The 25,700-nt window shown below is 67.6% G+C and carries 19 protein-coding genes; 1 reads left to right on the forward strand and 18 read right to left on the reverse strand.

What is annotated here, in order from left to right; translation table 11 throughout:
* From IG65_RS39425 to IG65_RS39695, 18 genes are all read right to left on the reverse strand, one after another.
* The coding region (locus IG65_RS39425; protein WP_231509549.1) for an NAD-glutamate dehydrogenase domain-containing protein at positions 1-465 on the reverse strand (465 nt) is incomplete at its 3' end.
* On the reverse strand, positions 462-2,819 hold the full coding sequence (locus tag IG65_RS35320; protein WP_051757255.1) for an NAD-glutamate dehydrogenase domain-containing protein: 2,358 nt from the start codon (positions 2,817-2,819) through the stop codon (positions 462-464). The genes IG65_RS39425 and IG65_RS35320, both read right to left, overlap by 4 nt.
* A 119-nt stretch (positions 2,820-2,938) precedes the next feature.
* Positions 2,939-3,658, reverse strand: coding sequence for a hypothetical protein (locus IG65_RS0131115; RefSeq protein ID WP_030518522.1), 720 nt, complete (start codon positions 3,656-3,658; stop codon positions 2,939-2,941).
* Positions 3,655-4,731, reverse strand: coding sequence for a discoidin domain-containing protein (locus IG65_RS0131120; protein WP_030518523.1), 1,077 nt, complete (start codon positions 4,729-4,731; stop codon positions 3,655-3,657). Before IG65_RS0131120 ends, IG65_RS0131115 begins: the two co-directional genes overlap by 4 nt.
* Positions 4,732-4,808: 77 nt before the next feature.
* Positions 4,809-5,132 (reverse strand): helix-turn-helix transcriptional regulator, encoded by a 324-nt coding sequence (locus IG65_RS0131125; protein ID WP_051757256.1) that lies wholly within the window; start codon positions 5,130-5,132, stop codon positions 4,809-4,811.
* Positions 5,133-5,227: 95 nt separating this feature from the next.
* Complete coding sequence (gene eccE / locus IG65_RS0131130; protein ID WP_063833836.1) at positions 5,228-6,976, reverse strand: type VII secretion protein EccE; 1,749 nt, start codon at positions 6,974-6,976, stop codon at positions 5,228-5,230.
* Positions 6,973-8,349, reverse strand: a complete 1,377-nt coding sequence (mycP, locus tag IG65_RS0131135) for a type VII secretion-associated serine protease mycosin (protein ID WP_030518526.1) — start codon at positions 8,347-8,349, stop codon at positions 6,973-6,975. Before mycP ends, eccE begins: the two co-directional genes overlap by 4 nt.
* Positions 8,349-9,881, reverse strand: a complete 1,533-nt coding sequence (eccD, locus tag IG65_RS0131140; protein WP_030518527.1) for a type VII secretion integral membrane protein EccD — start codon at positions 9,879-9,881, stop codon at positions 8,349-8,351. The genes mycP and eccD overlap by 1 nt, the downstream gene beginning before the upstream one ends.
* Positions 9,878-11,731: an AAA family ATPase gene (locus IG65_RS39430; RefSeq protein WP_231509550.1), complete on the reverse strand. Its 1,854-nt coding sequence runs from the start codon at positions 11,729-11,731 to the stop codon at positions 9,878-9,880. Before IG65_RS39430 ends, eccD begins: the two co-directional genes overlap by 4 nt.
* A 31-nt stretch (positions 11,732-11,762) precedes the next feature.
* Positions 11,763-12,632, reverse strand: a complete 870-nt coding sequence (locus IG65_RS0131160) for an ESX secretion-associated protein EspG (protein ID WP_231509551.1) — start codon at positions 12,630-12,632, stop codon at positions 11,763-11,765.
* Positions 12,633-12,635: 3 nt separating this feature from the next.
* Positions 12,636-12,950, reverse strand: a complete 315-nt coding sequence (locus tag IG65_RS0131165; protein WP_030518532.1) for a WXG100 family type VII secretion target — start codon at positions 12,948-12,950, stop codon at positions 12,636-12,638.
* A 45-nt stretch (positions 12,951-12,995) separates the two neighbouring features.
* Positions 12,996-13,400, reverse strand: coding sequence for a hypothetical protein (locus IG65_RS0131170; protein WP_030518533.1), 405 nt, complete (start codon positions 13,398-13,400; stop codon positions 12,996-12,998).
* Between the two features lie 46 nt (positions 13,401-13,446).
* Positions 13,447-14,877: a PPE domain-containing protein gene (locus IG65_RS39690; protein WP_030518534.1), complete on the reverse strand. Its 1,431-nt coding sequence runs from the start codon at positions 14,875-14,877 to the stop codon at positions 13,447-13,449.
* Between the two features lie 29 nt (positions 14,878-14,906).
* Positions 14,907-15,224 carry a PE domain-containing protein gene (locus IG65_RS0131180; RefSeq protein ID WP_030518535.1) on the reverse strand — a complete coding sequence of 106 codons (318 nt, stop codon included), beginning with the start codon at positions 15,222-15,224 and terminating at the stop codon, positions 14,907-14,909.
* Between the two features lie 88 nt (positions 15,225-15,312).
* On the reverse strand, positions 15,313-19,323 hold the full coding sequence (gene eccCa / locus IG65_RS0131185) for a type VII secretion protein EccCa (protein ID WP_030518536.1): 4,011 nt from the start codon (positions 19,321-19,323) through the stop codon (positions 15,313-15,315).
* Positions 19,323-20,888, reverse strand: a complete 1,566-nt coding sequence (gene eccB / locus IG65_RS0131190; protein WP_030518537.1) for a type VII secretion protein EccB — start codon at positions 20,886-20,888, stop codon at positions 19,323-19,325. The genes eccCa and eccB overlap by 1 nt, the downstream gene beginning before the upstream one ends.
* A gap of 3 nt (positions 20,889-20,891) precedes the next feature.
* On the reverse strand, positions 20,892-22,646 hold the full coding sequence (gene eccA / locus IG65_RS0131195) for a type VII secretion AAA-ATPase EccA (protein ID WP_030518538.1): 1,755 nt from the start codon (positions 22,644-22,646) through the stop codon (positions 20,892-20,894).
* Between the two features lie 452 nt (positions 22,647-23,098).
* Positions 23,099-24,070 (reverse strand): C40 family peptidase, encoded by a 972-nt coding sequence (locus IG65_RS39695; RefSeq protein ID WP_030518539.1) that lies wholly within the window; start codon positions 24,068-24,070, stop codon positions 23,099-23,101.
* A gap of 200 nt (positions 24,071-24,270) precedes the next feature.
* Here IG65_RS39695 and IG65_RS0131205 point away from each other — a divergent pair, with 200 nt between their 5' ends.
* Positions 24,271-25,611, forward strand: coding sequence for a hypothetical protein (locus IG65_RS0131205; protein ID WP_030518540.1), 1,341 nt, complete (start codon positions 24,271-24,273; stop codon positions 25,609-25,611).
* Positions 25,612-25,700 lie beyond the last annotated feature (89 nt).

Genomic DNA, 25,700 nt, shown 5'->3' on the forward strand with positions numbered 1-25,700 from the left:
CGTGAACTCCTCACGCTGGGTATCGACATTCATCTCCGCGAAATGCCGCTTGACACTCTCCCACGCCCCCTTCGCGGTAATCCCCATCGCCTTGTGGTCATACCCCGCCGAACCACCCGACGCGAACGCATCACCCAGCCAGAAGTCGTATTGCTGCGCAACCTCGTTCGCGATGTCGGAGAATGTGGCGGTCCCCTTGTCGGCGGCCACCACCAGATAGGTGTCATCCCCGTCGCGACGCACCACCCGCTGCGGCGGAATCACCTCACCACCGGCGTGGTCGACATTGTCGGTGAGATCCAGTAGGCCCGAGATGAAGGTGCGATAGCAGGCGATGCCCTCGGCTTGCATCGCCTGGCGGTCGGCCGCCGCATCACCGGTCGCGGCCGGCGGGCGCTTCACCACGAACCCGCCCTTGGCGCCGACCGGCACGATCACCGCGTTCTTCACCGCCTGCGCCTTCACCAGACCCAGAATCTCGGTCCGGAAATCCTCCAGGCGATCCGACTGGTGCGCAAAGTCGCCGTGATCAACCCGAGTATCGCCCGCAGGATCCGGTCGGTGTCGAGACTCACCACGGCATCGATCTCGTCCTGCAGCCGCGACGAGATACCCGCGGCCCGTGCGGTCGCGACCGGCCCGAGATGCTCGGGATCGAAATAGGCGTCGAACAATTCGGTGAAGGCGCGCGCGGTACTCGGCTGCGCCAGCAGCACACGGGTGATGTTGGCGAAGGTGTAGGCGAATCCCGCCTGCTGCAGATATTTCGCGTAAGCGCGCAGCATCGCGATCTGGCGCCAATGCAATCCGGCCCGCAGGACGAGTTCGTTGAGCCCGTCGACCTCGCAATCGCCGAACCACATCGCCGACACCGCCTCCGGCAGGCGTTTGCGGATACTGGTGTCCGGCAGCGATTCCAGCGCCACGGCACGGTCCAGATCGGCCTCCGGATCGCTCTCACCGGTGCCGCGCAACACGTTCGGCGCAACCCGCAGGCCGAAGTCGTAGATCCACCGGGTGCTGGCGCCGGGCAATTCGAGCCGGTAGGGCTTCTCCTCCACGACCTCGATGCCGAGGCTGTGCAGCAGCGGCAGCACCCGGCTCAGCGACACCTCGGTGCCGGCGACGTACAGGGTGAATCGCCACTCGCCCGACGGGGCGCCCGCGGTGCGGTAGAGATCGGTGTCGATCTGCCCGTCGGCCAGTCGCTGCAGCCGGCACAGATCGTCGAGCGCCCGGGCGGGCTCGTATTCCTGCTGATAGGTCGCCGGGAACGCGCTCGCGTAGTCCTGCACAACCGGCGCGGCGATCTCCGCGACGCCCGCGGCCTCGCTGACCAGCCGGTCGCTCCAGCTGCGGGTGGTCGCGAACAGCAGATCCTGAATGCGTTCGCGGTTGGATTCGGTGATGTCGGCCGGTTCGGCGTCGGCCCCGCGGTGCACCGTGAAATAGACGACGGCGAGCTCGGATTCGGTGACGCGCGCGGAGTAGGCGATCTGCTCGGCATCGAATTCCCGGCGCAGGATCTCGTGCATCCGCAACCGCACCTCGGTCGAGTAGCGGTCCCGCGGCAGGTACACCAGGCAGTACACGGCGTTGCTGCCCACATCGCGGCGCAGGAAGAGGCGAATCTGGCGCCGCAGCCCCAAATTCATGACGGCCGAGACGGTTTCGAAGAGACGGCGCGCGTCGGTGGAGAACAGTTCGACGCGCGGGAAGGTCTGCAACATCTCCAGCAGCGCCTGGCCGGAGAACGAATTCAAGGCCAGGCCCGCCCATTCGATGACCTGGTGGACGCGGCGCGAGATCACCGGGATGTCGAGGATGTTCTCGTGGAAGCCGCTGACGGTGAAGGTGCCCACGAAAACGTGTTCGCCCACCACGTTTCCGGCGACCGACGGGGTGGTCTCGGCCGCGTAGTCGGCAACGCTGACCACGTACACATCCGGTGAGCCCGGCAGCAGCGAGTCCAGCGAGCCGTTGGACAGCCGCAGAATCTGCTCCGAACCGAGTGCGGGCGTGCCCACGTCCACACCGGACCCGTTGCGCAGCACACCGAGACCGGTGCCCGAAACCTGTTGCGGCTCAGGGCCGTCGGCGCCGGGATGCACGCGATAGTAGCTGTATCCCAGCAGGGTGAAATGCCCGGAGGTCAGCCAGCGCAACAGCTGCGCGCATTCGGCCGCCTCGGTGGCCGAGGGTTGCGGCACGGAATCCAGCCGCGCGGCCAGCGTTCCCATCGTGCGGGTCATCGCCTCGGTGTCGTGGGCGACCTGGCGGATCTCGCCGAGCAGCGGTGGCAGCGCCCGCTCGATCCGGTCCAGCACCGCGTCGGAATCCCCGGCACCCAGCTGCACATGGATCCACGACTCGGCGACGACGTTTCCGCTGCCCTCCGATCGGCTCGCCGAATTCGCCTGCGCCACATCGAAACCGTCGCTGGGCGCGATCGCCCGCAACCGGCCGCGCCGGTCCCGCAGGACGTCGAAGACCGGATGCACCACCTCGGTCACGGTGGCCCCGAGGCGCTGCAGCGCCGCGGTGAGCGAATCCACCAGCAGCGGCATATCGTCGTTGACGATCTGCAGTGCCGGACCCAGACCGCTGCCGTCCTCGGCGCGATACAGCCTGGTCACCGCGGTTCCCGGCCGCCGCCCCGCGGCCAGCTCCAGATGATGCCGGAAGATCTGCTCGGCACGGTCGGTGATCGTCGGCGCCGCGGCTCCCGGCTGAATCCAGCGGAAGTACACCGCCTCCAGATCTGTCGGATCATCACGGAATCGCTTCCATGAAATCGTCTGCTGGGTTGTTGCCACCATCGACCCGTGCCTTCCCGAGATCGGAATCGGTACCGCAGTATTGCGGACTGTCTGAACGTACCGTTAAACAACGGCACGTTATTCAGTGTAACAAGGATTGGGCGCCATTACCCGGTTTCTCAGCGAACCAAACCGGATCGGAACAGAAATGTCTGCGCGCCTGCACGATTCGCGAAACTACCCGTCTCGAGATGCAGGCCCGAATGCCTGTCGGCATACCAGACGGTAACCGCGGGGCCGATCGCCACGAAGGCCGTGCCGTCGGAGACGATCGCCGCACCCGAGGTGCGCCAGCGCCCGATCGTGTCACCGATGCGATCCGGTGGATCGGTGCGCACGGTGAAGGTCAGCGCTCGTCCGCCCGTGATCCCGCCCGACAACAACGGATCGTCCGCGGAGACGACACAGGAATCGCCCTGTCCGCCCGACGCCGGCTGACAGGTCGATACCGCGCGCATCAGTTCGGGCAGCGTATCGACCGGTGTCAGGTCGCCGATGGCGGGCGCGCCAGTCGAACAGGAGCGCAGGACCAGTACGGCCAGCAGCACCAGGGCGACCGCGCCACCCAACGCCGCCTTCCACTGCCAGGCCGGAAAGACCTTGGCTTCTTCCTTTTTCGCGTCCGTCGCGGCTTGTTCGCCGCCGGACGCCGCCTTCTCCAGACCACTGGCGAGCTTCTCGGCGCCGATGATCACCGGTGCGATACCCGCTGCGGTCCGGCCCAGTTCGCCCAGCACATCGCCCACCGCCTTCAGCGGCGCCCCGCAGTGTCCGCAGCGAGAGTCCGCACCGCTGTTGCGATGCGAGCAGTACTCACAGGTCTGATGCGTCGAATTCACTGGCCGGTGACGACAATCGAGGAGATGGCGGTGGTGTTGATCGAGGCGTCACCCTTCGATTCCAGGATCGTCAGCGTGATCTTCGACGCGGTCACCGGTGGACTGATCTTGGTTACCACGAGGCTGCGCTGATCCATCGTCTGCTGGGTGTAGGTGGTCACGCCCGGATCGTTGAACCGATAGGACACGCGGCTCACGGTCCGGAACTTGGCCCACTGGTCGGCGCCGTCGGAGCCGATGCTGTCCCAGCCGGGCACGATCCCGATGGAGTCGATCCGGTAGGTCTTGCCCAGATCGATGGTCAGGACCTGGCCGTCCACCCGATAGGCGCGCACACACGACCACGCCTTGTCCGCCTGACCCGAGAACGCGTCCATGCCGGGCGTACTGCCGGTGGGACAATGGGATTCGGCCGCCTTCACCTGGATCGCCGTGCCGGCGGTCAGCGATTCGGACGGTTTGGGGGCGGCGCTCGGCGGTGCCGCCGCGGCCGCCGTGACGACCTTGACCTGGTCTCCGCCGTCCTTCTTACCGCCGGTGGTGACCAGCGCCAGCACGACGATGATCGCCAGCACACCGGCCAGCGCGATCGCCACCTTCGGCTTGCGCACCATCGCGAGCAGCTGCTGCGCCGGCGCGGCGGCGCCCGCCGGGGCCGCCTTCTCCGCCTTCTCCGGCTGCGCCGGCTTCTCCGGTTCGCCCGCAACGGGTTTCGTTTCGGCCGCGCCCGTCCGATCGAGCCGGGCGCCGGCCCGATCGGCGAAATCGGAGGTGAATTCCAGGCCCGACGGACCATCCAGGGATTCGCCGTTCAGCAGCGCCATGATCCGGTCGCTGGCCTTGGGCCCGCTCGGCGGACGGGCGGCGCCGTTGGCCGCAGGACGAGACGATCGGTCCGATCGGTCCGGGGCGGATTCCGCCGGCGGGACGGACACTCCGACCGACACCGGATCAGCGGCGCCGAGGCGGTCGGCGGCTGCGGAGGCGGTGGACAAACCCGGCTCCGACAGCAACGCGTCCAGGACCGCGCCACGATGGCGCACGAAGACGTCTGCGGGGTCCTTGTCGGACATGTGTGCGATGGTATCGGGACCGGAATACGGTCCGCGCCAAGCCTATTCCCGCTGGAGAGAAGTTCGGTCCGGCGGAATCAGCGGCCGGATTCGGCCGCCACGAAATACTCCGGCGGCACATCGAAGACACGGGCCAGGGCGATGATCAGATCGAGCCGGGGAATCGCCTCGCCGTGCACCAGCCGGTACAGACCCGACTGCGACACCGGAACATCCGGATAGGCCAGCTCGAGATGCTGGGCCAGCGAATACAACGTCAGCGAACGGGTCGAGCCGTCCTCGGTGGATACCACCGATTCGGCGATCAGCTCCGACAATCTGGCCGAGAAGATCGCCGCCGCCGCTTGCCGCGGTGTCAATTGCTCATCGGCGCCGGACTCACGACGCTCGGGATCGAGCACCCCGAACTCGCCTCCATTCTGGTGTCTGTTCTGTGGGTCTCGATCAGAAGATTGCCTGCCGTCCGCTGCGGAGTCCGCTACCACGTTGATCAACACTACCGTCTCACCTCGTCCGATTCGGCGTCGACCACATGAGCCGGACCTGCCGGCGGCATCGATCCGCCACCCGCCACCGTGATCGCCGGAGGTCCGGCTGCCGGTGGATTGCCCATGGAGTCCAGATATCTGGTTTCACCTCGTGGCTCGATCAGATCCACGCGCACCGTCCGCATCGGAATGCTCACGTCGATGGCGGTCTCGCTGACCTGGTCGATCGCCAGATCGGCAGAACGCCGACGGGGTGCGCCGGGTTCGCTGATGGTCACCGTCGTGTGCGCCGCGGAGGCGCGCGGAGGTATCTGGTCGAAGACCGCGATGGTCGCCTGTGCGGCAGCCGCCGGGGTCTGCTCGGCGTCGGAGGTCTCGGGCGCCAGCCGTAGCGAATCCGGATCGCCCACCGCTGTGACGAGTTGCTGCCAGCGCTGCGGCCGGGCCGAGTGCACTTCCACATCCGCGCCGACGACCATCGCTCGCAGCACGATCTGCTGGGCGACCGGAAGATCGGCGTAGACATCGATCGTGCGGTGACGCGGGTTGTATCGCACCGGGTCGAACAGCGGCAACGCCAGCGTGTGCTTGGGCCTGCCGCTGATCGAACCGAGGATCTGACCGCTCGGACCGATCGCGATGGTCAATGCGTCCAGCTGCTCGGGAGTCGCCGTGTCGCCTCCGGACTCCGTGCGCGGAATGCGATGGACCGAGGTCGATGTAGGCAGACTCGCGCGCAACGCCTCGGCCTGCCGCCCGCCCAGCGGTCGCAGATATCCCGGCGGGGCGACCGAGGATGCCGGGCCCACATAACGCACCAGGCCGCGAGCGCCCAGCGCGCCGCCTGCCAGGCTGACCACCACCGTGGTGCGCCCACGGTGCCACGACCAGCAGTCGTCCAGGCCGGCGTCGCCGAGCCGGGTCCAGTCGATCAGGTAACTGGTGACACTACGTCCCGGCACCGAGGACTCGAGGTGCTGCCACGTCTCCCGCAGATCGGTCAGTTCCACGCCGGCGTGTAGCAGGCGGATCGCATCACCCAGCGCTTCGGCAGGCAGCGCGTGCGCCGCCATCCCGCGTTCCCGCAGGCGACCGGCGATGCGATGGGCCGCCGAGGCCAGCGCCCGGGGAGCGGACTCCGCCACCGGCCCTCGCCGCACGAGGGCCTCGAGGTTGTGCTCCGGATCCAACCGCAGCACCAGCCAGGTCATGCGGTCGCCGACCACCGGGTGCGGGCCGATCAGCTGGTCGTAGAGCATGCTGTAGCTGCCGGCCGGGCGCACCCGCTGACCGGTCGTGACGATGTCGATCTCGATCCGGACCCCGAACTGGTCGAGCATCGGCAGCAGATCCTGCACCGGGACGGTGTCCTCGGTATAGAGCTCCCGCTCGGCGATGACGGTCGGCAGATCCAGATTCGGCGCGAGCTGGACCATCGCCACATACGACGATCCGTCCTCCCGGACACCGCAGACGCCCGCAGCCACCTCGACGTCGTGTAATCGTGCCGGCCGATGCAGCAGCTCCTGGCGGGCCTGCCGCCCGAAGCGATAGTCACACCAGTCGAGCAGCCAGCGCACCGCGGTTCGCTCGCCGACACGCACCGTGAGGGTGATCGCCACGACCGTCGCCGCCGCCGGTGCGACCCACCACGGCACCCGGCCCCACAGGCCCGCCACGGCGACGCTTCCGACGATCACCACCGCCGCCAGCGGTCCGCGCTCGGGCGCGCCGGCTCCGATCCTGGGAAAACTCACCCACGCCTCCGGACGATGGAGTTGGCATAACCGGCCCCCACCCCGAGCAACAGCGCCACCGCCACGACGACGAGTGCCGCGATTCCGGGACGCCGGTCGGCCGGACGCCCGGGTGGCGGCACGATCAGCGCCGAGGTACGGAACAACCCGCTCGGCGCCTGCGGCGGTTCGGAATAGCCGAGCGACGCGGCCGGATCGATCACCCCGGCACCGACGACGTTGTCGACCCCGCGGGCGGGCGCATGCGCGCCGGCCTGCAGTCGCGCGGCGATCTGGCCGGGCGTCTCGTTCGGGAACCGCGAGCGCAACAGCGCCGCCACCCCGCTGACGTAGGCCGCGGCGAAGGACGCGCCGCCCACCGGAACCATCTTGTCGCCGGCGCCGACGGCATTGATGAGCCCACCACCGCCGGGACCGAGCGATTCGATTCCGGTTCCGGGGGCTGCCACCGAAACCCAAGGGCCCCACAGTGATTCGGGCATCGGCGCGCCGGTAGCGGTGGTGAAGCCGACCGTCAGCACATCCGGCGCATACCATCCGGGCGTCGAAATAGTCTGAACGCCTTTCCAATTGCGCGAATCGGTCGGCCGGCTCGGATCGATGTCGGGGTTCTGCTGACAACCGGCCTCGCCGGTGTTGCCCGCACCCGCGACGATGAGCGCACCGCGCACGTGCACCGCGTAGCCGACAGCGGCCGCGAGCATCGATTGATCGATACGCGCATTGGCACCGAGACAGACCGGCAGCGCCACGGTGATCACGCCGGCGCCCAGATTCGCGGCATGGGTGATCGCCCGGGCCAGGGTTCGGATCTGGCGGGCGGGTTCCTCATCGGAGTTGCCCGCGTCCGGACGTTCCAGGCTGAACGCACCGGACCGGTAGCGAATGGAGATCACGCGCGCGTCGGGCGCTACCCCGGCGAATCCATCGGCCTGATCCGGAGCCGCGGCGATGATCCCGGCGACGAGGGTGCCGTGCGCATCGCAATCCGAGAGCCCGTCGCCCCCGGCGGCGACATAGTCGCCGCCACCGACCAGATTCGGCAGCCGGGGATTCGGAGCGACACCGGTGTCGATCACCGCGACGGTGACCCCGGTGCCACGACTGAGCGGCCGGACCCGCCGCAGATCCAGCGCGCGGTCGGACGGCGGGACCTGGGCCAGGTCACTGCCCGGCAGTACGCCCGCGGCCAGGCAGCCCTTGTCTTGTTTGGTCGGTTGTTCCGGTCCCGGGGGCCCGTCCGGCGGCGCGGCCCCGACGATCGCTTCAGGCGGATCCACCGCCGCGGCCGGGGCGATGACGGCCGCCGGCGCCACCGTCAGCGCCGCCACCAATCCGGCGAGCAGCATGCTCACCGGTCCGCGAATGATCATCAGATCGCTCGCATCGCGGTGTATACGCCCATGATCCAGAAGGCGATCACCGGAATCAGCAGGATGAGCGCGTACTCCACCAGGTCGATGACTCGTCGCGTCACCGGAGACAGGCGCCGCCCGGGCAGCCGCAAGGCGGCGACACAGGCCGCCACCGCGGCGACGACGAGCACCCCGACGACAGCCAGTCGCGCGTAGTCGGTGTCGTACGCGCCGACGGTGACCGCCGCGACCCCCACCGTCGCCACCGCCGAGGCCGCGCACAGCGAAACCGCCTGCACCCGATCCGGATACCAGCGCGCCCGCATGACGAGAATGCCCGCCACGGCGGCGCCCAGCACGATCTCCCGGATGCCACCGGGCGCCTGCTCGGCGGCCACGACCACACCTCCCGCAAGCAGCGCAGACACCGCCGCGATGAGACCGCGCAGGCTGGTCACGGCCAGCCGGGCGCGAGTTTCGATCCTGGTGTTCGGCCGCAGTTCCCGCTCCGGGTCGACGCTTTGATCGAGCTGATCGTCACGCACGGTTTCCGCGTCGAAGATGTCGGTGAGTGTGGCCGGCGCCACCTCGTTGCCGGGATCCGGCAGATCCGGCGGCCGGATGCGCGCCGCGACCACTGCCAGTCGCGGTGCCGCGGTCAACAGCACCACAGCGGCGAAGACGATTCCGCCCGCGACCTTTTCGAGAGATACATCGAAGTAGGTCGGGACCAGTGCCGCGAAGGCCAGGACCACTCCGAGGGTCGCGACCGCGGTCAGCGCCGAGGTGCCGGAGTCGCTCGCACGCAACATCGTGACCGCGGCGACCGCGGCGACCACCGCGCCGGCTGCGATATTGGCCGCGGCGAAGCCACCCGGCTGGCCGTAGGCCGGCGGCACGAGCATCGCGCCGCCCGCGAAAAGCAGTGGCAGTGCGGACAATTCCAATCCGAGGACGACGCGTGCGGGCGTCCTGCCTCGTCCCGCGACCACGGCGGCGCCCCAGCAGGCGGCGCCCAGCAGCAGAGCGGGCAGACCGCACCACCACAGCGACCCGCTGCGAGTCCACGACCAGGACAACAGGATCGTCGCCACCACCGCGCCGACACCCAGCGCGGCGGAACCGACCGTGGCAACGGTTTCGGAATCGAACTCCGCGAATTCGCGCTCGTTGATCGCCGCGAGTGCGTCGGTGATGTCCTCGACGACCGGGGTGAACACCTCGGCCGACTCCACCACGGACAGCATCAGCACCGTGCCGTCGACCACGTCGTGATCGGCCAGGCTGCGCCATCGCGGAATCGGCTGCTCACCCGGCCGGGCCAGGCTCCACTGACCCGCGGGTGGCGTGAAATCCACCGTCTCGTCGTCGATCGCGCGGTCGAGCACCCCGAGCAGGTCGTCGATGAAGGTCTCCACGGCGAACTTCGTCGGAACGACCACATCGACCTGATAGGTCGCGACCAGGACCGCGATCCGTGCCCGCGCGACCTCGGCCTGTTGTGCCGCCGCCCGTGGGGCGGCGCCCGGCGCCGCGACGGCCGTGCTCATCGGCGGGCCCCGCTCGTCGCCGCTCCCGGATAGCCGGGGAATCCGTCACCGAGGCCGGCCGCGAGTTCCTCGAAGGCCAGCAGGGTGGTCTTGTCGAGCAGGCGCAGATCGATCTCACCGCCCTCGGCGAGATGCTCGTCGTACGGCACCACCCGCGTCGGGCGCTGCGCGGTGGCGAAGAGCTTCTCGATCTGTTCGACCTCGACGGTGGGCTTGACCGGCTGCTGATGCACGATCGCCACCACCGAACCGGCGATGAGATGTTGCAGCCCATGGGAATTCAGCCAGTTCAAGGTCGCGACGGCACCCTTCACGCCACCGACGGTCGGGGGTGTGACGACCACGATGGCATCACTGGTCTTCAGCACCATCTGGGTGATCGAATCGAGCACGCCGGTGCCGCAGTCGACGACCAGTAGGTTGTAGTGCCGTCGCAGCGTCTCCACGGCGACACCGAATTCCCGGCCGGACAGCGCCTCGATCGACTCGGTACTCCACGGCGAGGCCAGCACCGCCAGATCGGCGTTGTTGATGGACGTGAACGAATGCACCGCCGAGAACGCGTCGAGATTGGCGGCCTGCGCCATATCGCGCAGGGTCAGCCCATAGGGGTGCGGCGCGGTACGCGAGGGCAGATCACCGAAGTCGGGGTTGGCATCCACGGCGACCACGCGGTCGGGCCGCAGCCCGGCGAACGTGGATCCGAGGGTCGCCGCGATCGTGGTGCGGCCGACGCCGCCCTTCACACTGATCACCGCGATCTGGTAGGGCGCGTTCAACTGCCGGCGGATCCGGGCGCGACGGTCCTCGGTGCGCTGTTCGGCCGGCGACAGCCCCAGACTGAAACCGACCTTGTTCAGCGCACCCCGCATGCCGCTCGTGGACTTGAGCTGGGCCCGGCGGGCAGCGGTGATATCGGCCAGCAGATCCATCGAGGTCAGGGTCGCCGGCAGCACCTCGACCCGGGCGGCGGCCTCGGCCTGGCTCAGCCGGTCCGGAAGCTGAGATCCACTCGCTTGCGGTTGCTGCCAGGCCGCGGGACGACTCTCGGAGGTTGCCGGCTGCGGCGTCCACGATGTTTGCTCGGCGCTCGCGGTCCATGCCGCCGTAGTGCCCTGTCCGGTGGCGGACGGTGAATCCGGTTGCACCGACGCGTAAGTCGCGGGGGTACCGGCGTTCGCCGCACCGGTGGCGGACGTGGACGCCGGTGGCGTCGCGGATGTGGATGTGGATGTCGGCGGTGCGGCGGTCTGCGACGCCGCAGTCTGCGGTGCGGCGGCGGATGTCTGCGGCGCGGCGGCAGTCTGCGATGCGGCGGTGGGCGTGCGCGGGGCGGTGGTCGATCCCTGTGGTGCGGCGGTCGCCGCCTGTGCCGCCCCGGCCTGCGCCGGGTTCGCGACGGGTCCGGACATTGTGTTCTGTTGTCCCACCGTGGTGTTCGTCGTGCCGCTGTCGGGCCTGGGCGCGCCGATATTGCTCGATCCGCCGGGCGCCGGATTCCGCTCACCACTCGCACGCAGATCGCCGAAACCGCCGTAGCTCTCCCGCGCGAACGCGGCACCCGTGGGCGGTACCGCCACGCCGCCGGGAGCGGGCGTGCCGGTCGGCCCGGTAGCCGGCTGGGGTCCGCCGGCAGACGGTGAAATCGGTTGCGCGGCGGCCGCCGCCGATCCGGCCGAGGTTGGCGCCGCATCCGGCCTCGAGGCCGACCGCGGCATATCGTCGTTCGTCATTTCGGCGGCTCCGGCCCGCTCTGCCGATTCGGGGATCGGCGTGAAATAGGCGTCGTAACCACCCCGAGCCCGCACGGACTCGGCCGTATGCCCGTTCGTATCCGGTGCTCGGTTCATATCCTCATCCTTCTCGAAACCCGCTGCGAATTCAGCTGATTCGGCTGGTTTCGAACCAACTCCGGCTGGGTAAAAGGTTGATCAGCGCGGTGATCCCCGACCGGATCGCCGCGTCGTCGCCCGGTTGATAGGTCGACCAGAGTTCACCGTCCATTGCCACGCTCGGACTCACCACGAGCCGTCCGGAAACGGTGTCCAGCACGGAAAGACACACTTCCGGTCGCGGGTATTCCCCGTCGTGGTGCTCCAGCACGAGCACCTCCGCCCGCCGAAACACCTCGTTCAACGCTCGCTCGAGTATCGCCGCGGTCCGCGGCGGGGCGCCGAGTTCCGCGAAGGCGCGCCGCAATTCGGCCGGCTCGGCCGATTCGCCGAATTCGGTTGCGACGGCGGAGACCTGTGCGGACGACACCTGCCATGGTTCGAACGAGGCCGCGAGTGCCGACCCCAGTGCCGAGACGATCGCCCCGGCAAGGATGTCCAGATCCTCGTCCTGCTGGAACACCGACTGGAGCACGACATGGTCGTCGTTACGCACCGCCAGCACGTGATCGGAGCCCGAACGAACCAGCGACATCCGCAGCATGCCGCGTGGTTCCCCGTCCAGCCCCGTATCCACGATGCGAGCGGCCAGCTCCACATCCGGCCGGTACAGGCACTGCAACCACCGCTCGACCACGGGATGTACTCGTCCGTCGTCGAGGAGTACACCCGCCTCGGTGAGTTGAGCGGCCACCACCTCGTGGACCCGGTCCCGGTCCTCGATGCGGTAGATGTTCGGCAGCAATGCCAGCACCGGCGGATACGAGTCGATGCCGACCAGTGTTTTCAACAGCAGGGCGGCATCGACGTTGATTTCGACCGCGACGGGATCGTCGACCACCTGATCGTCGAGCTGCAATGCCTAGATCTCGAGCGCCAGGAACCGGCCACCCTGCTGCTTGTCCGTGTCCTGCATCGCGCCACCGCTGGCGCAGTGCTTCTTCACGGTCGCGTTCAGGGCATGGAGCGCGTTGTTGTAGTCGGTGATCTTGTTCAGGAGCTCGTGGATCTTGGGGCCCCAACCTTGATCACCGGCTTCACCCGTGAAGGAGCTTTGCAGCCCCTTCGCCAGCGAATCCAGCGCACCGTTGTTTTCCTGAATGTTCTTGACGATGTTGTCGAACGTCAGCGTGTGAGTGTCGACTTCACCGAACTTGTACTGCATTCCACCGGCCATGGCGAAAACCTTTCGGATAATTGATATGTGAATTACTGCGTTGCCCTAGAAGCCGATATCGACTTTTCCTGACATGGTGCTGCTCGCGACGCTGCCGGCACTGGCGCCCATGTCCGTACCGAGAGCCTGCGCACCACCGTGCAACTGCTCCTGCTGCCGGATGAGATCGGCGTATGCGTCCATATCGGCGGCACTGAATTTGTGTGCCGAATCGGTCAGAACTTGGAGAATTTCCTGGAACGCGTTGCCCAGCCGGTTGCCCTTGTCCAGCGCATTCTGCATGGACGAGGCGATCGCCGGTGTGGCCTGCGGGCTCCGCACCGCGGCCTCCAGCTCGTCCTTGACCGCGAGCAGGGCCTTGAGGTATCCCTCGTGGTTACCCTGCAGTCCGATGCCCTTCTGAGCGGCGGGGATCAACTCGTGGGGATCGCCGTTGAAGACGTAACTCATCTGTGGTTCCTTTCCGGTGTTGAATTACACGCGACCTCGGTCTTGTTCACCGGGGACGTTCGGGGGTGGCCGGAATCGCCGCATCGTCATCGACGCGCTCGATCACACCGACCGCGAGTTGAGGTTCCGATACCGGGTCTTCTCTACGGTCGCCGGCGTATTCGATAACTCCGACGAGCGGAACCTTCTCCAGGACGGGCACGTCCATCGGCTCACCCGGGACGAAGACCGCCGACTTGGATTTGCGCTCCTCGTCCTTGCGGCGTCGCATCTGCGCCTTGGGTGCCGTTGCCCCGCGCGTAGGGCCCTGGCGCGGAGGCACAGTCGTGGTGGGCTGGCCGTCCGCGGCGCCGAAGGCACGGAAGGACGCGGGATTCCAGTTACCGGGCATCCGGAATCCGGTGGCGGCGCCGGGCATCGAGCCGACACCACCGCGCATCATCGAAAAAGCCACCGTGCTACCGATTCCGCCGGTCAGGCCGGCAAGGGTGGGCGATGTCGCCGACATGCCGTACAGGCCGTCCTGCCCGGCCATCGGATCGTCACCGTATCCCTCGCCGCCCTGGCCGTAATCCGACATCGGCGACAGCGCGTCCGTTGCCCCGGTGGGATCGGACAACCCGCTGTCCGGGCCCGTGCCCGTGGGATCGGTCCCTTGCGGCCCGTCACCCGGGCCCGACGGGTCGTTGGTGCCACCCGAGGATTGGTCACCCCCGCTCGAATGAGAGTTGCTCGTCGAGGTGTTCTGATTCCCGGTGGTGGAGTGCGAATTACCGCCGGTGTCGGTGATAGTCGAATGCTGGTAGGCGGTAGGCCGCGTCGTCGTCGTCGTGTCCGGGGCCATTTTGTACTGCATATCCGGCGGCGGTGCGCCACCACCGACGATCGGTGGTGCCGTGAGCGGCTTCGGGAGGGCGGCCAGCGCGGGCACCACGGTCCCCGCATAACCGTCCATGACGAGAGCCGCCTCCGGCCAGATCACGAACAAGTACTCGAGTTCGTTGGCCGCGAGCGCCGCACTGGTCGCGGCCAGCATCGAACCTCCCACCACAGCGCCCACCGGACCCGCGGTGGAAATGGCACTCGCCGTAGCCATGTTGGCGAGCAACATTTTGCGCTCCGCCTTGTTCGCTTCCAAATGGATCTTGACCAGAGTCATCGCACCGCGCGCGCCCTTCGCCGCGGCAGCCACCTCGCCCACGAGCGCGGCGGCGGCGCCGGCTACTGCGGCCTGTTCCTGCAGCCATGCCGCATGCTTCTGGAATGCCGCCCGCGCCTTGTCCGCCGACATGCCCTGCCACGAGCCCGAGATCGTCGCCATCGTCGCCTCGGTATCGGCCGCCGCGGCATTCAGTTGCGCCGCGAGGTCCGCGTAGGCGGTGGAGGTCGCGGACGTCGATGCCGGCCCCGGACCGCTCAGTAATCGAGAGGTATTGATTTCCGGCGGCAGCGCATGGAAGTCGAAAAGGAACGCCATGACATCAACCTCGGCTCGCCGATCTCCGGCTACACGTTGAATATCGGGCCGTGCGTGGCGACATCGGCGCCGGCGAGGATGTCGCTACCCGAATACGCGGTGCCAACCTCGGGCATCACGGCCGAGGCCTGGGTCTGCAGCACGGCGCCGTGCGCGGTGGTCGAGAAAAAGCCTTCGCCCCACGGGTTCAACACCTCCGGGATCATCAGGCTCACATCATCGATGCCCGGCGGCAGCGGTTGGCAGGCCGGCATGTGGGCTCCGAGAGCGCCCTGTAATCCCGTGGCGGTGAATTCGATTTGCGAGGCGATAGCCGGGAAGTTCTCAGGAGTGACATTGAGATACATCGACCTCTCCTAACGACGATACCGCCTCCGACGAGCGGTACAGGATGAACGCTAAGGCATCCCCAATGTTGGGAAGATGTCGGCGATCTCACTCTTCGGCCGGTGTCCACGCGGCTTGCACGAGATCGCGCCGCGAATGCAGCGGCTCGACCAGAATTCCGCGACCGAGCGGTTGTTTCGTTGCCTTCACGTCGCCGATGAGCATTCCGTCGAGCTTGGTGCCGTCCATGATCAGACCCGAGCAGTTCAGGTTCTTGATCTGACCCATGATGTTGTCGTACATCGCCGAATCCGCTTGCGCGATATTACGTCCCACGATGATGTGCAGACCCGTGTCCCGGCCGTCGACGATGATGTCCTTCAACGGGTCTAGCGGATTGAGCATGCCGCGCTGCGCGACCATGTGGTAATCGTCGATCACCACGAATATCTCCGGTCCGCTCCACCACGAGCGCTCCTTGAGCTGCTGCGAGGTCACGCCGTCCGGAGGCCGCCGACTGCGAATCTTGTCCGCGAATCCCGGCAGGCCTTCCTGCAGATCCCGCTCGCTGGTCAGATAGCCGATCAACCGTTCGTCGGGAACCACGTCCATATGCTGGCGACGGTAGTCGATCAGCAGGATACGCGCCTGATCCGGGCCGAAACGCCGGTCGATCGAACGCATCAGATCCGCCAGTACCGTGGACTTTCCACATCCGGGTGATCCGACCACGATGAAGTGCGTGGAAACGCCGAAATCCACTGCCGCCACGCCCAAATCGGATTCGCGCACACCGAACGGAGTCACCAGCTGCTGCGCCAGACTCGTCGGTTCCGGCACAACTTCGTGAATACGATCCAATTCGATTTTCGACGGCAGCAGCCGGACCTCGGGTGCCCGCCGGCCCTCGTAGCGCCGGTTGAGTTCTTCGCCCGCGGCCGCCAGCCCGGCCGCAGCGGACTCCGGATCTCCGACGCCGTCGATACGCGGCAGCGCCGTCAACATGTGCAACGCTTCGCTGGAAATACAGCGTCCCGGCCGGTCCGGCGGAATGGACGCGACAATGGCGCGGTGGCTGCCGAATACGGTATCGGTGAGGTCGCCCAGACGCATTTCCAGCCGAGTCTGCAGCAGGTCCTTGATCGCCGGCCGGATCGCCGCCCAGCGCGAACTGCTCAGGACCAGGTGGACGCCGTAGTTGAGGCCCTGCAGCGCAATGGATTCGATGACCGGTGAATATTCGTCGTAGAACGGTCCGTTGACGGCGAATCCGATATCCCAGCCGTCGATGACGAGGAAAACGTCCCCGTGCGCGTCCCCGTACGCGGTCAGTTTCTCGGATTCGACGGGATCGGCTCGCCGCCTGCGGAATTCGCGCATGCTGTCGATCCCGAGTTCGGTGAACATCGACTGCCGGTAGGCCAGTAGGTTCGTCACCAGCGCGAAGGTGCGGCGCACGCGGTCCACGTCCCGGGCCGACGCCACCGACCCGACGTGCGGGATGGCGCGAAGGCTGGACAGACCTCCGCTGAAGTCCAGGCAGTAGAACTGCACCTGCTCCGGGCTGTGCGTCATGGCCGCGGAGACGACCAGGGTTTGCAGCGCGGTCGACTTACCCGACTGCGGCCCACCGACGATCGCCATATGTCCACCACCGGCGGACAGGTCTACAGACCACACGTCCTGGCGCTGCTGCCGCGGTTTGTCGACGATCGCCAGCGGCAGCTGCAACGTACCGGGTTGAACCGCCGGCACCAGATGCTCCAGGGTGGCCGGAATGCCCAACGGCGGCAACCACATCGCGTGCGCTCGGCGGCCGTGCCCGGCGTACTGCTGCAGGACCGTCTCCATCAAGGTGACCGGTTCGGCCTCCGGAGCTTCGGGGCGGGTGACGACCGGAGCGGGGGCCACCGGTTCGACACGGCTCGGCGCGATGTAGGCAGCGGTGAAGGCCTGCGGGGGACGGTATCCTCCACCGGGCCGGCGCGCGCGCTGTGTCCCCAACGCCGCGGCTTGGGCGGGCGGTGTGTACGGCGCGCCGACGTAGGCGGCTTGGAAGCGCTGCAGATCACCGGATCCGACCCGAAGATATCCGGCGCCGGGCTTCTTCGGCAGGTGATAGGCGTCGGCGGTGCCGATGGCGTCGCGGGAGTCACTGGTCTGGTTGGTGCGCAACGCGACTCGATACGACAGGTGCGCCTCGAGTTCACCCATGCGGTTGGCCGGCACCTTCTGCGAGGCCAGCAGCAGATGGATGCGCAGGGACCGGCCCAGACGGCCGATGGCGACGAACAGTTTCGAGAAGTTGGGATGCTGTTCGAGCAGTTCGGCGAATTCGTCGAGGATGATCAGCAGCGTCGGCAGCGGCGGTAGTTGCGCGCCCTGTTCGCGGGCCCGCTCGTAGTCCGCCACACTGGCGAAATTGCCGGCGTCGCGCAGAATACGTTGCCGCCGGGCCATTTCACCGCTGATGACGTCTTCCATACGGGTGACGAGGTCGGCTTCCTCTTCCATATTGGTGACGACCGCGGTGACGTGATGCAGCCGGTCGAAACCGAGGAAGGTCGCACCACCCTTGAAGTCGACCAGCAGCAGGTTCAGCACATCCGGCGAGTGCGTGGCGATCGCCGAAAGGACAAGGGTGCGAAGGAATTCCGACTTTCCGGAACCGGTGGCGCCGATGCACATACCGTGCGGGCCCATACCTTCTTCGGCCGATTCCTTGATGTCGAGGTACACCACCTGGCCGGTCGGATCATGCCCGAACGGGATGTTGAGCCGGCCGCGGTCACTGTCGCGTCGGCGGGGCCACTGCCGCTCCACCCGGATCGCGCCCGGGTCGGGAACACCGACCATCTCCTCCCACGACGTCCCGCCGCTGGTCTGCTCCGCGGTGACCGCCTCGACCACACTCGACAGCCGATACGAGGAGATACTGCGAGCCAGTGCGGTGATCGCGGTGACCGACATGGTGTCACCGACACCGACCGCCCGCAAACCTCGCGAGGTGACCTCCTGCAGGCGCCGGTCCTCGTCGACGACGAACTTCAGCGCCCGCGGCAGATTCTGTTCCCCGACACCCAGCCGCAGCCAGGTGCAGCCGTCGACGCCGGAGATGTCTCGTTCGTTGGTCGGCCCGTCGGTGTCGACGAGCAGCAGATAGTGGGTGCGATCCATGGTCGGCTGGGTGTTGGCCGAGAACGGCCCGCGATTGAGGCCGGCGAGCACCTTGGAGCGCAATTCCCCTACCGACCGATAGACCATCCGGCTGGACCCGATGGCGTCCGTATCATTGGGGTGCTGCGTATGCGGCAGCCATTTGAGCCAATTCCATTCCGGCGCATCGGGATCCGACAGCACCGCCGCGATGGCGACCTGATCCGGCCCGTGCAGGACGACGATCTCGGCGACCATCGCGCGCACCAACGCGGCCATGGCGTCGTGGTCGCCGTCGAATCCGACCTGCGGCACCGACAGCAGATTGATCGCCACCGGCATGCCGCCGACCGTGGAGTACGCCTTGGCGAAACGGGTCACCTCGACCACGCCGACCGGGTCCAGGTCGGAGGTCGGCGCCGCCTCGGGAACGATGACGCGCACCTGGTTCGCGATCCGCCCCCGCCCGATGCGCACGCGCAGGAACTGCGGGCTGGACACCTGCACTTCCCACATGCGTTTGCCACCGACGAGCCGGGACAGCTCGGCGGGACCCGGGTGCGTGTAGCGCAGATAGTCGTAGAGTTCCGCCTCGGCGGCATGCACTGTCTTGCGGTTCTCGGCGATCGAGCGCAGATAGTCCTTGCGTTCCTCGTTGAGTCCCGCCGCGCCGCCACCGCCGTTGCCGCTCAACGCGCCGCCCATCATGCCGAACATCGACACGACCATCATCATCGGGAAGAACAGCATGGTCGGTGAGAACGATCCGCCGTTGCGGAACATCATCACCATCATCCCACCCATACCGGCCATCATGACCACCGGCATGATCATCCGGATTCGCGACGCCGGAACGGGTTTGGGCAGTTCGGTGGGTGGTTGCAGGCGTAACTCGGTGACCGCGGGCGCCTTGGGACCCTTCACCGTGCGCGCGGGCCGTACGAAGCGCCGGGTCGTCGTCACTAGGCTCCTCCCCCGGTCTTCTCCGGTAGGCCGACCGCGGCCTTGTCGGGTGCGATTCCGTCGTGCTGGATACGGGCGTCCGCGGTCGACAGGGTCGGGCCGACGGCGAACAGGGACACGATGCTCCAGGGTGCGGGCACCGGCGCCTGCAGGCCGAGGGCGGCGAGGGTGTGGTCACCCGCACCGGTTCCGACATTGATCCCGTACCGCACACCGCTGTCGGAGATCCAGAACAGCGATTCCCGCAGCGGGGAGTTCGGATCGCTTCCGGTCAGCTGGACGAACCGGCCGGAGCTGCGCGGCAGATAGGCGGCATCGGCGGTGGCGCCGTGCGAGGTGGGTGCGGTGACCAGCGGTACGACCTGACTCTGTTCGGCGCCCGGCAGCGGCAGTTGCCGTCCGACCAGGGCGCGCGTGACGGCATTCGCCTCGGTCGCTCCGCGTGACCAGTGGAAGCAGGTGACGCCGAATTTCTCCGGATCGGCCAGCGTGACCGGCCGGCTCGGGTAGGTCGAGGTGCCGGGCCAGGAACCGGGACGCAAATTCTGCGCCACCGCGTCGGGGCCGACGGTCATACTCGCCACGGCGCCACGGGAATTCGAGTTGCGAATCATCGCGGCCAGGACGGAACCGACCTGGACCAGCCCGGATTGGGAGACCAGATAGTAGGACGCGCCCCGCCCGGGATTCGACACCGTCACCACCGAGCCGACGGGCGCGGAAATACCGCCCTTCAGCACGGCGGGCTCGCCGGCGCCGGGCACCTCCGGCACGCGCAACGGCGGTACCTCCGGAATCGCGGCGATCAATCCCCTCGAAGCCTCGATCACCGGTGCGGTGGCATCGATGCCGAGAGCCAGGGTGACCGCGGAATCGGCGAGGTTGATCGCCGCTCGCACGACGCCGTGATCACCGTTGTTGTAGACCAGCCACGTGTCGTCGTCCTGGCGCAGCAGACGCGCCTCGTCGGCGCCCAGATCGCGGATCGCGCCGTCACCCTCCGGTTGCACGGTCAGCTCGCCACCGATCACGGTGGTCCGCACCCCCGCGCCGGCGGTGGGCAGACCGGTTCGCTGGTCGACCGGTGCGGCGGCGCCGATCCGCGCGGTATCGCACACCGCCCACGAGGAGTCCCGGCCGCCCGTATCGGTCATCACGCCCGGTGCACCCGGAATCCCCACCCACGGACCGCGCGGATACTTCGCGAGCTCGTCGCGGGAGACGGGTACCGGATTGGCCGCCATGCCGGTGATCAGCCGCGCCGAGGACAGATTCAGCGTGGGATACAGGCGGTTGTCGACCTTGACGAACAGCGCGCCGGAATCCTTGTCGGACACGATATTCGCCTGTCCGACCTGCTTGGCCGGTTTGAAGAACGCCATCACCGCGGCACCCGCGACGACCACGCAGGCCAGGGCGATGCCGATGGACAAGGCGGTGGAACGGCCCCGCTGCGGATCGTCGACCATGGAGGCATCGCGCCGGACCAGCGCGTGCTCGATCCGGCGCAACAGGAACCGCCACCCCGAGATCTGGTGTTTGGTCACCACCCGGAAGCGGGCCATGGGTCAGCTCGTCGGCGCCAGCCCCGCCAGGGCGGCAGTGATGTCGAAGGCGTCGACGGTCATCAGTTCCTCGTTGGACATATTCGCGATATCCGCGTTGTCCCGCGTGAACCGGTAGTCGCGTTCGGCCTCGGCCGCCTCCACCACATTGCGGACGAACCGGCCGTTACCGGCCAGATCGATCAGGCGGCGGCCGTTGCGGGTCTGCTGTGCCAGTTCCGCGCAGCGGTCCCGCAGCACCTCGCGCGCCTGGTCGGATAGGATCGAATCCTTCTTGCGCGCAATGTGATCGGCGATCTGGACCAGTTCGTCGGCGTCGTAACTGGCGAACCGGATGCGCTTGGTGAAGCGGGAGGCCAGACCGTCGTTGGAGGCCAGGAAGCGGTCGATCTGGTCCTCGTAGCCGGCGATGACCACCACGAGTTTGTCGCGGTCGTTCTCCATCCGGGCCAGCAGCGTGTCGACGGCTTCCTTACCGAAGGCGTCGCCGCCGGACAGTCCCTCCTGAATCAGGGTGTAGGCCTCGTCGATGAACAGCACACCACCGAGGGCCGAGTCGATCAGCGCATTGGTCTTCGGCGCGGTGTGGCCGAGGTGAGTGCCGACCATGTCGTTGCGCGAGACCTCGATGACGTCGGCGTTCTCCACCACACCCAGGCCCGCGAAGATCTTGGCGATGACCCGGGCGATGGTCGTCTTGCCGGTACCGGGCGGGCCGGAGAAGATCAGGTGCTGGGTCTTGGATTCCACCGCCAGGCCGCGTTTGGCGCGAACCTGATCCATCAGGACCCCGGACTTGAGCCGCTCGACCTGTTCCTTGACCGAGTCCATGCCGATCTGCGCCGCCAGCAGATCCGACGCCTCGGCCAGCAGGGTGTCGCGCTCGGCCTTGGCCGCGGTGGCGGCCACCTCGGCCGGGTCGTCGCCCGAGGACGGATCCCAGACGTTCGTCCGGGAACCGATCACCTCGGGGGTCACCACATCGAAGCGATAGCTCTTGTCGCGCACGGCCCGCTGCCACAGCGGCCGCTCGGACCACAGCGCAGACCCTTGCAGACCCGCCAGAACCTTCTCGGCGGCATCGTGATCACCGTTGTGCCGCAACAACATTCCGAGCAGGAAGTGCGCATCCGCCCAGATGTAGGACAGGCTTCCGGAGGCGCTGTCCTCGACGATGCGCTGGGCGCGCGGCATGGCCTCGCCGAATCGTCCCATCCGCGCGAGGGATTCGGCGGCCATCAACTCGGCGGCGATATCGAGCAGGCCGTCCTCGAGAACCGGTTTGGCCGTGCGCGCGGCCAGTAGATCCGGCCAGCGATCGGTGCGGTAGTACAGCGACATGCGAACGAAATCGGAAACGTCGTCGCTGGGCACCTGATCGAGAATGGCCGCGGCCTCTTCCCATTCGCCGCCCTGGGCATACGAGCACGCCTGCGCGATCGCGATCTGATCGCGGTCGGCCATCGCCACCCGCAGCCCGTACATACCGAGCTCCACCTGACACCACAGCGCGCGATCGACCAATCCGGCGCGCTGTTGATCCCGGTACAGGTTGTGCACCGACCGGTAGGCGCCGTAGATGACTTCGGAGGTGATCTCCCCCGCCATCGCGCGCCCCAGCCAGGCATCGCACATATCCGGATCCAGATCGGTGGCGGCCCGGAACGCCGCCAACGCATTGTCTTCGTTGCGAACCCCGCCGGCAACCAATCCCAGTGATTGAACACCCGTGTAGAACGCGTCCTCGGCCGCTGACACCTGGACATCCCTTCCGCCGCACTCGCCTGCCCGAACGATAGACACCCAGGCAGCCAGCCGTGGGAGCGCTATTCCCAGTCTTGGGAAATACGAGCGAAGCGTCTCGGTTCGCGACAGCACCGGCGGTTTCGCCGAATCCCCTGGGAGCGAGACGTTTTCCCACCGGCGCCGCCGCCACGCGGATCGACAGCCCACGCATGGTCCGATACTTATTTGATGAGCCGTCGTAAATTGTGCCGTCATTCAGCGGTATATTGATACGCGGGTCGGCAGTCCTCATCCTGACGGCCCGAACCTCGGGGCGGTGGCCGTGAGCCGCGATCCGGCGACCGACCGCCGCGGGGTGCAGGCCCGCAGCCCTGCACGGGCCGGTATCACCCACCGATGCCGGCCACCCGCCCGGCGGCCGGTGGTGTCAGCAGACCACCGGCCGCTCCCACCTCGAAGACAACTCACATGACGCGGACGACGACGGCTTCACTGGGCATTCGCGCCCACCGTACGGTCGCACCCGAGTACGGCGCCTCGATCACCATTCCGTTCCCGGCGGCGAGCTGCACATGCTCGGGCCCGCGCGCGGAGAACGAATCGGCCGGGAAGACCAGATCACCCGGCCGCACATCGCGAGGCGAAATCCGCTCCCCACAGTAGATCTGCTCATATGTCGTGCGCGGCAGGTGAACTCGGCCGTCGGTCGCTTCCGCGACCGCGTACTGGGTCAGCCCCGAACAGTCGAAGCCGCCGCCGCTCGGCCCGCCGGCGCCACCACCGCCCCACACGTAGGGCGTGCCCAGCCAGGCGCTCGCCGCACTCACCGCCTTGCCGCCGGCGGTGCCGTCCGACGGAACCGGACGACTGCGCACCGCGCTCGGGCGTGCACCACCACCGCCGCCACCGGCCCGGGTTCGTATCCGGGAGCGACGCCGGCTGCGGCCCGCGGGCGTGATCCGCCGGTGGACCGGAGCCGGGGCGGACGGCGGCTGGATCGTCGCCGCGTGCCGGTGCGCCGCGGCCACATCGGCGTCCACCTGTTTGGTCGCGTCGGCGATGGTGGCGTGCGCGGCGTTCAACAGTGCCGGACCGCTGAACCGCAGATCGCCGACCCCCGCGATGGCTTGCAGCCGCGATTGCAGGTCGGCGATCCGGTTGTTGAGCGCATTGCGTCCGGTGACCGTGCCGTCGCCGGCGGCGGTGACCGCCTTGTGCACGACCGCGTCCTTTCCGGCCTGGGACTCGGCGATCGATACCTGCATGCCGCGGGCGTCACTGTAGTGGCGGGCGATGGAGCCGTTGTGGCTGTTGTCCATATTCGCGACGGTGGTCGAGACCGTGCCGGCCGTACCCGGTGCGGGACTGCCCTGGCCGTACAGCCCGAGCAGTGAGTTCAGCACCCCGTTGAGATCGGTGGTCAGATCAGGCGCCATGCAATCGCCCCGCCCTCACTCATCCGCCCGCCTCCTGTGCCGGCGCCGCTGGATGGCCGACGTGAATTCCAGATCTCCCGCACTCGGAAGACTGGTTTCCGACTATGCGACACCGATCGTGTTATGGCGAAACGACCGAGCTTCCCATTTGCGGGAAGCGCCGACAATGATGTCGTCGGTGGCGGAAAGGATTGTCGGGCATGGCGGAGATGGATATCGACCCCGCGGGGCTGCGCCAACTGGCACAACAACACACCAAGGTCGCGGGAGTCACCCTCGTACAGGCAGACCCCGCCACAGCCATCGCTCCCGGGGAGAAGCCGCCTACGGATGGTAAGCCCGGGGATAAGCCTCCTACCGATGGCAAACCCGGCGACAAGCCGCCCACCGACGGCAAACCGGGCGACAAACCTCCCACCGACGGCAAACCCGGCGGCAAACCAGGCACCGATCACACGACCGGTGGGCCCACGCCGAATCCCACCCCGACAGCGGACGGCGTCGGTCAGCACTATGGCAAGCCGATCGAACTCGACCCGCCACCGGGGGCGTCGCCGGCCCTGACGAGTTTCGTCGCGCTGGCGGAAACCGCGATCCAGACCACGGTGGATCTGCTGGGGCGTGGCATGACCACGCCGCCGCCCAATGTGAACGATCTACTCACCACCACCGTCTATCAAAACCTCGGCAAGGGCGAGGCCAGCGACGTCTACCAGCAGACCCTGACCAAGGTCCGGGCCCGCCAGACCTACCTGCTGCAGATGGACGCCGAGGTCGTCAAGACGTCTATCAAGGTCAAGGACGGTAAGGATCAGACGCTGGCCGCTGTCATGGCCGACGTGAACAAGTTGAAGGATGCTCTCAAGGTCGACCTGCGGCCGCTCAGCAAGAAGCTGAAGGCGGCCAAAGAGCTCAAACTCATGGAGCAGATCGCCGACACCCTGGACTCGGTGTGTCAGAAGGTTTCCGCGGTCGCCGAATACAACGCGAACATGGCCGGTGGTGGCAACAGCAAGAACGGATCCGGTCAGGGCTCCGGCTCCGGCAGCGGTTCCGGTGCGTCGAGCGGTACCGCAACATCCGCCGGCGCCGCGCAGGCCGGCGCCGGCGGCGACGGTGGATTGGGCGGGCTCGCGCAGATGCTGGGTCCGCTGGCCATGATGTTGCCGATGGGTCTGATGTCCCTGGCGCCGATGGTGCAGCAGTTCATCCAGAACAACGCCGAACAGCACCGCAGGGAAGAAGAGGAGCGCAAGGAGCGCGAAGCGGAGAAGGCGCAGCAGAACGGCGCCGAACCCAACGCGCAGCCCGCGCCCGCGGCTCCCGCCGCCGACCCGAATGCGGCGCCGCCCGCCGGTGCGGCCCCGGCGGCGACGGCTCCCCAGCCGGGCGGTGTCACCGCCGATCCGGCCGTGATCACTCCGCCGCCGGCCGACGGCACCGCACCGGCCACGGTCGCGCCGGCGACCACACCACCAGGCACGTCCGCGCCCGCCGTTACTGCCCCCTCGGGCGGCGGCATTCCGGGCGCACCCGCCTGACCCAGTCATCTCCGGCGCACTACTGCGCGCACACCGGCCGGGCCGATCGTGCGCGCCTCCCCATGCCCGAATATTCCGGGATCACCTGG

Source organism: Nocardia sp. NRRL WC-3656, from assembly GCF_000720265.1.
Lineage (GTDB): Bacteria > Actinomycetota > Actinomycetes > Mycobacteriales > Mycobacteriaceae > Nocardia > Nocardia nova.

What these genes read in the sequence shown, in the direction of transcription:
- IG65_RS0131165 (WP_030518532.1), bottom strand. Translation starts at nt 12,950, where the DNA reads ATGGCCGGTGGAATGCAGTACAAGTTCGGTGAAGTCGACACTCACACG.
- IG65_RS0131180 (WP_030518535.1), bottom strand. Translation starts at nt 15,224, where the DNA reads ATGTATCTCAATGTCACTCCTGAGAACTTCCCGGCTATCGCCTCGCAA.
- IG65_RS39430 (WP_231509550.1), bottom strand. Translation starts at nt 11,731, where the DNA reads ATGAACCGAGCACCGGATACGAACGGGCATACGGCCGAGTCCGTGCGG.
- eccB (WP_030518537.1), bottom strand. Translation starts at nt 20,888, where the DNA reads ATGGCCCGCTTCCGGGTGGTGACCAAACACCAGATCTCGGGGTGGCGG.
- IG65_RS39695 (WP_030518539.1), bottom strand. Translation starts at nt 24,070, where the DNA reads ATGGCGCCTGATCTGACCACCGATCTCAACGGGGTGCTGAACTCACTG.
- IG65_RS39690 (WP_030518534.1), bottom strand. Translation starts at nt 14,877, where the DNA reads ATGGCGTTCCTTTTCGACTTCCATGCGCTGCCGCCGGAAATCAATACC.
- IG65_RS0131205 (WP_030518540.1), top strand. Translation starts at nt 24,271, where the DNA reads ATGGCGGAGATGGATATCGACCCCGCGGGGCTGCGCCAACTGGCACAA.
- mycP (WP_030518526.1), bottom strand. Translation starts at nt 8,349, where the DNA reads ATGATCATTCGCGGACCGGTGAGCATGCTGCTCGCCGGATTGGTGGCG.
- IG65_RS0131170 (WP_030518533.1), bottom strand. Translation starts at nt 13,400, where the DNA reads ATGAGTTACGTCTTCAACGGCGATCCCCACGAGTTGATCCCCGCCGCT.
- eccD (WP_030518527.1), bottom strand. Translation starts at nt 9,881, where the DNA reads ATGAGCACGGCCGTCGCGGCGCCGGGCGCCGCCCCACGGGCGGCGGCA.
- IG65_RS35320 (WP_051757255.1), bottom strand. Translation starts at nt 2,819, where the DNA reads ATGGTGGCAACAACCCAGCAGACGATTTCATGGAAGCGATTCCGTGAT.
- IG65_RS0131120 (WP_030518523.1), bottom strand. Translation starts at nt 4,731, where the DNA reads ATGTCCGACAAGGACCCCGCAGACGTCTTCGTGCGCCATCGTGGCGCG.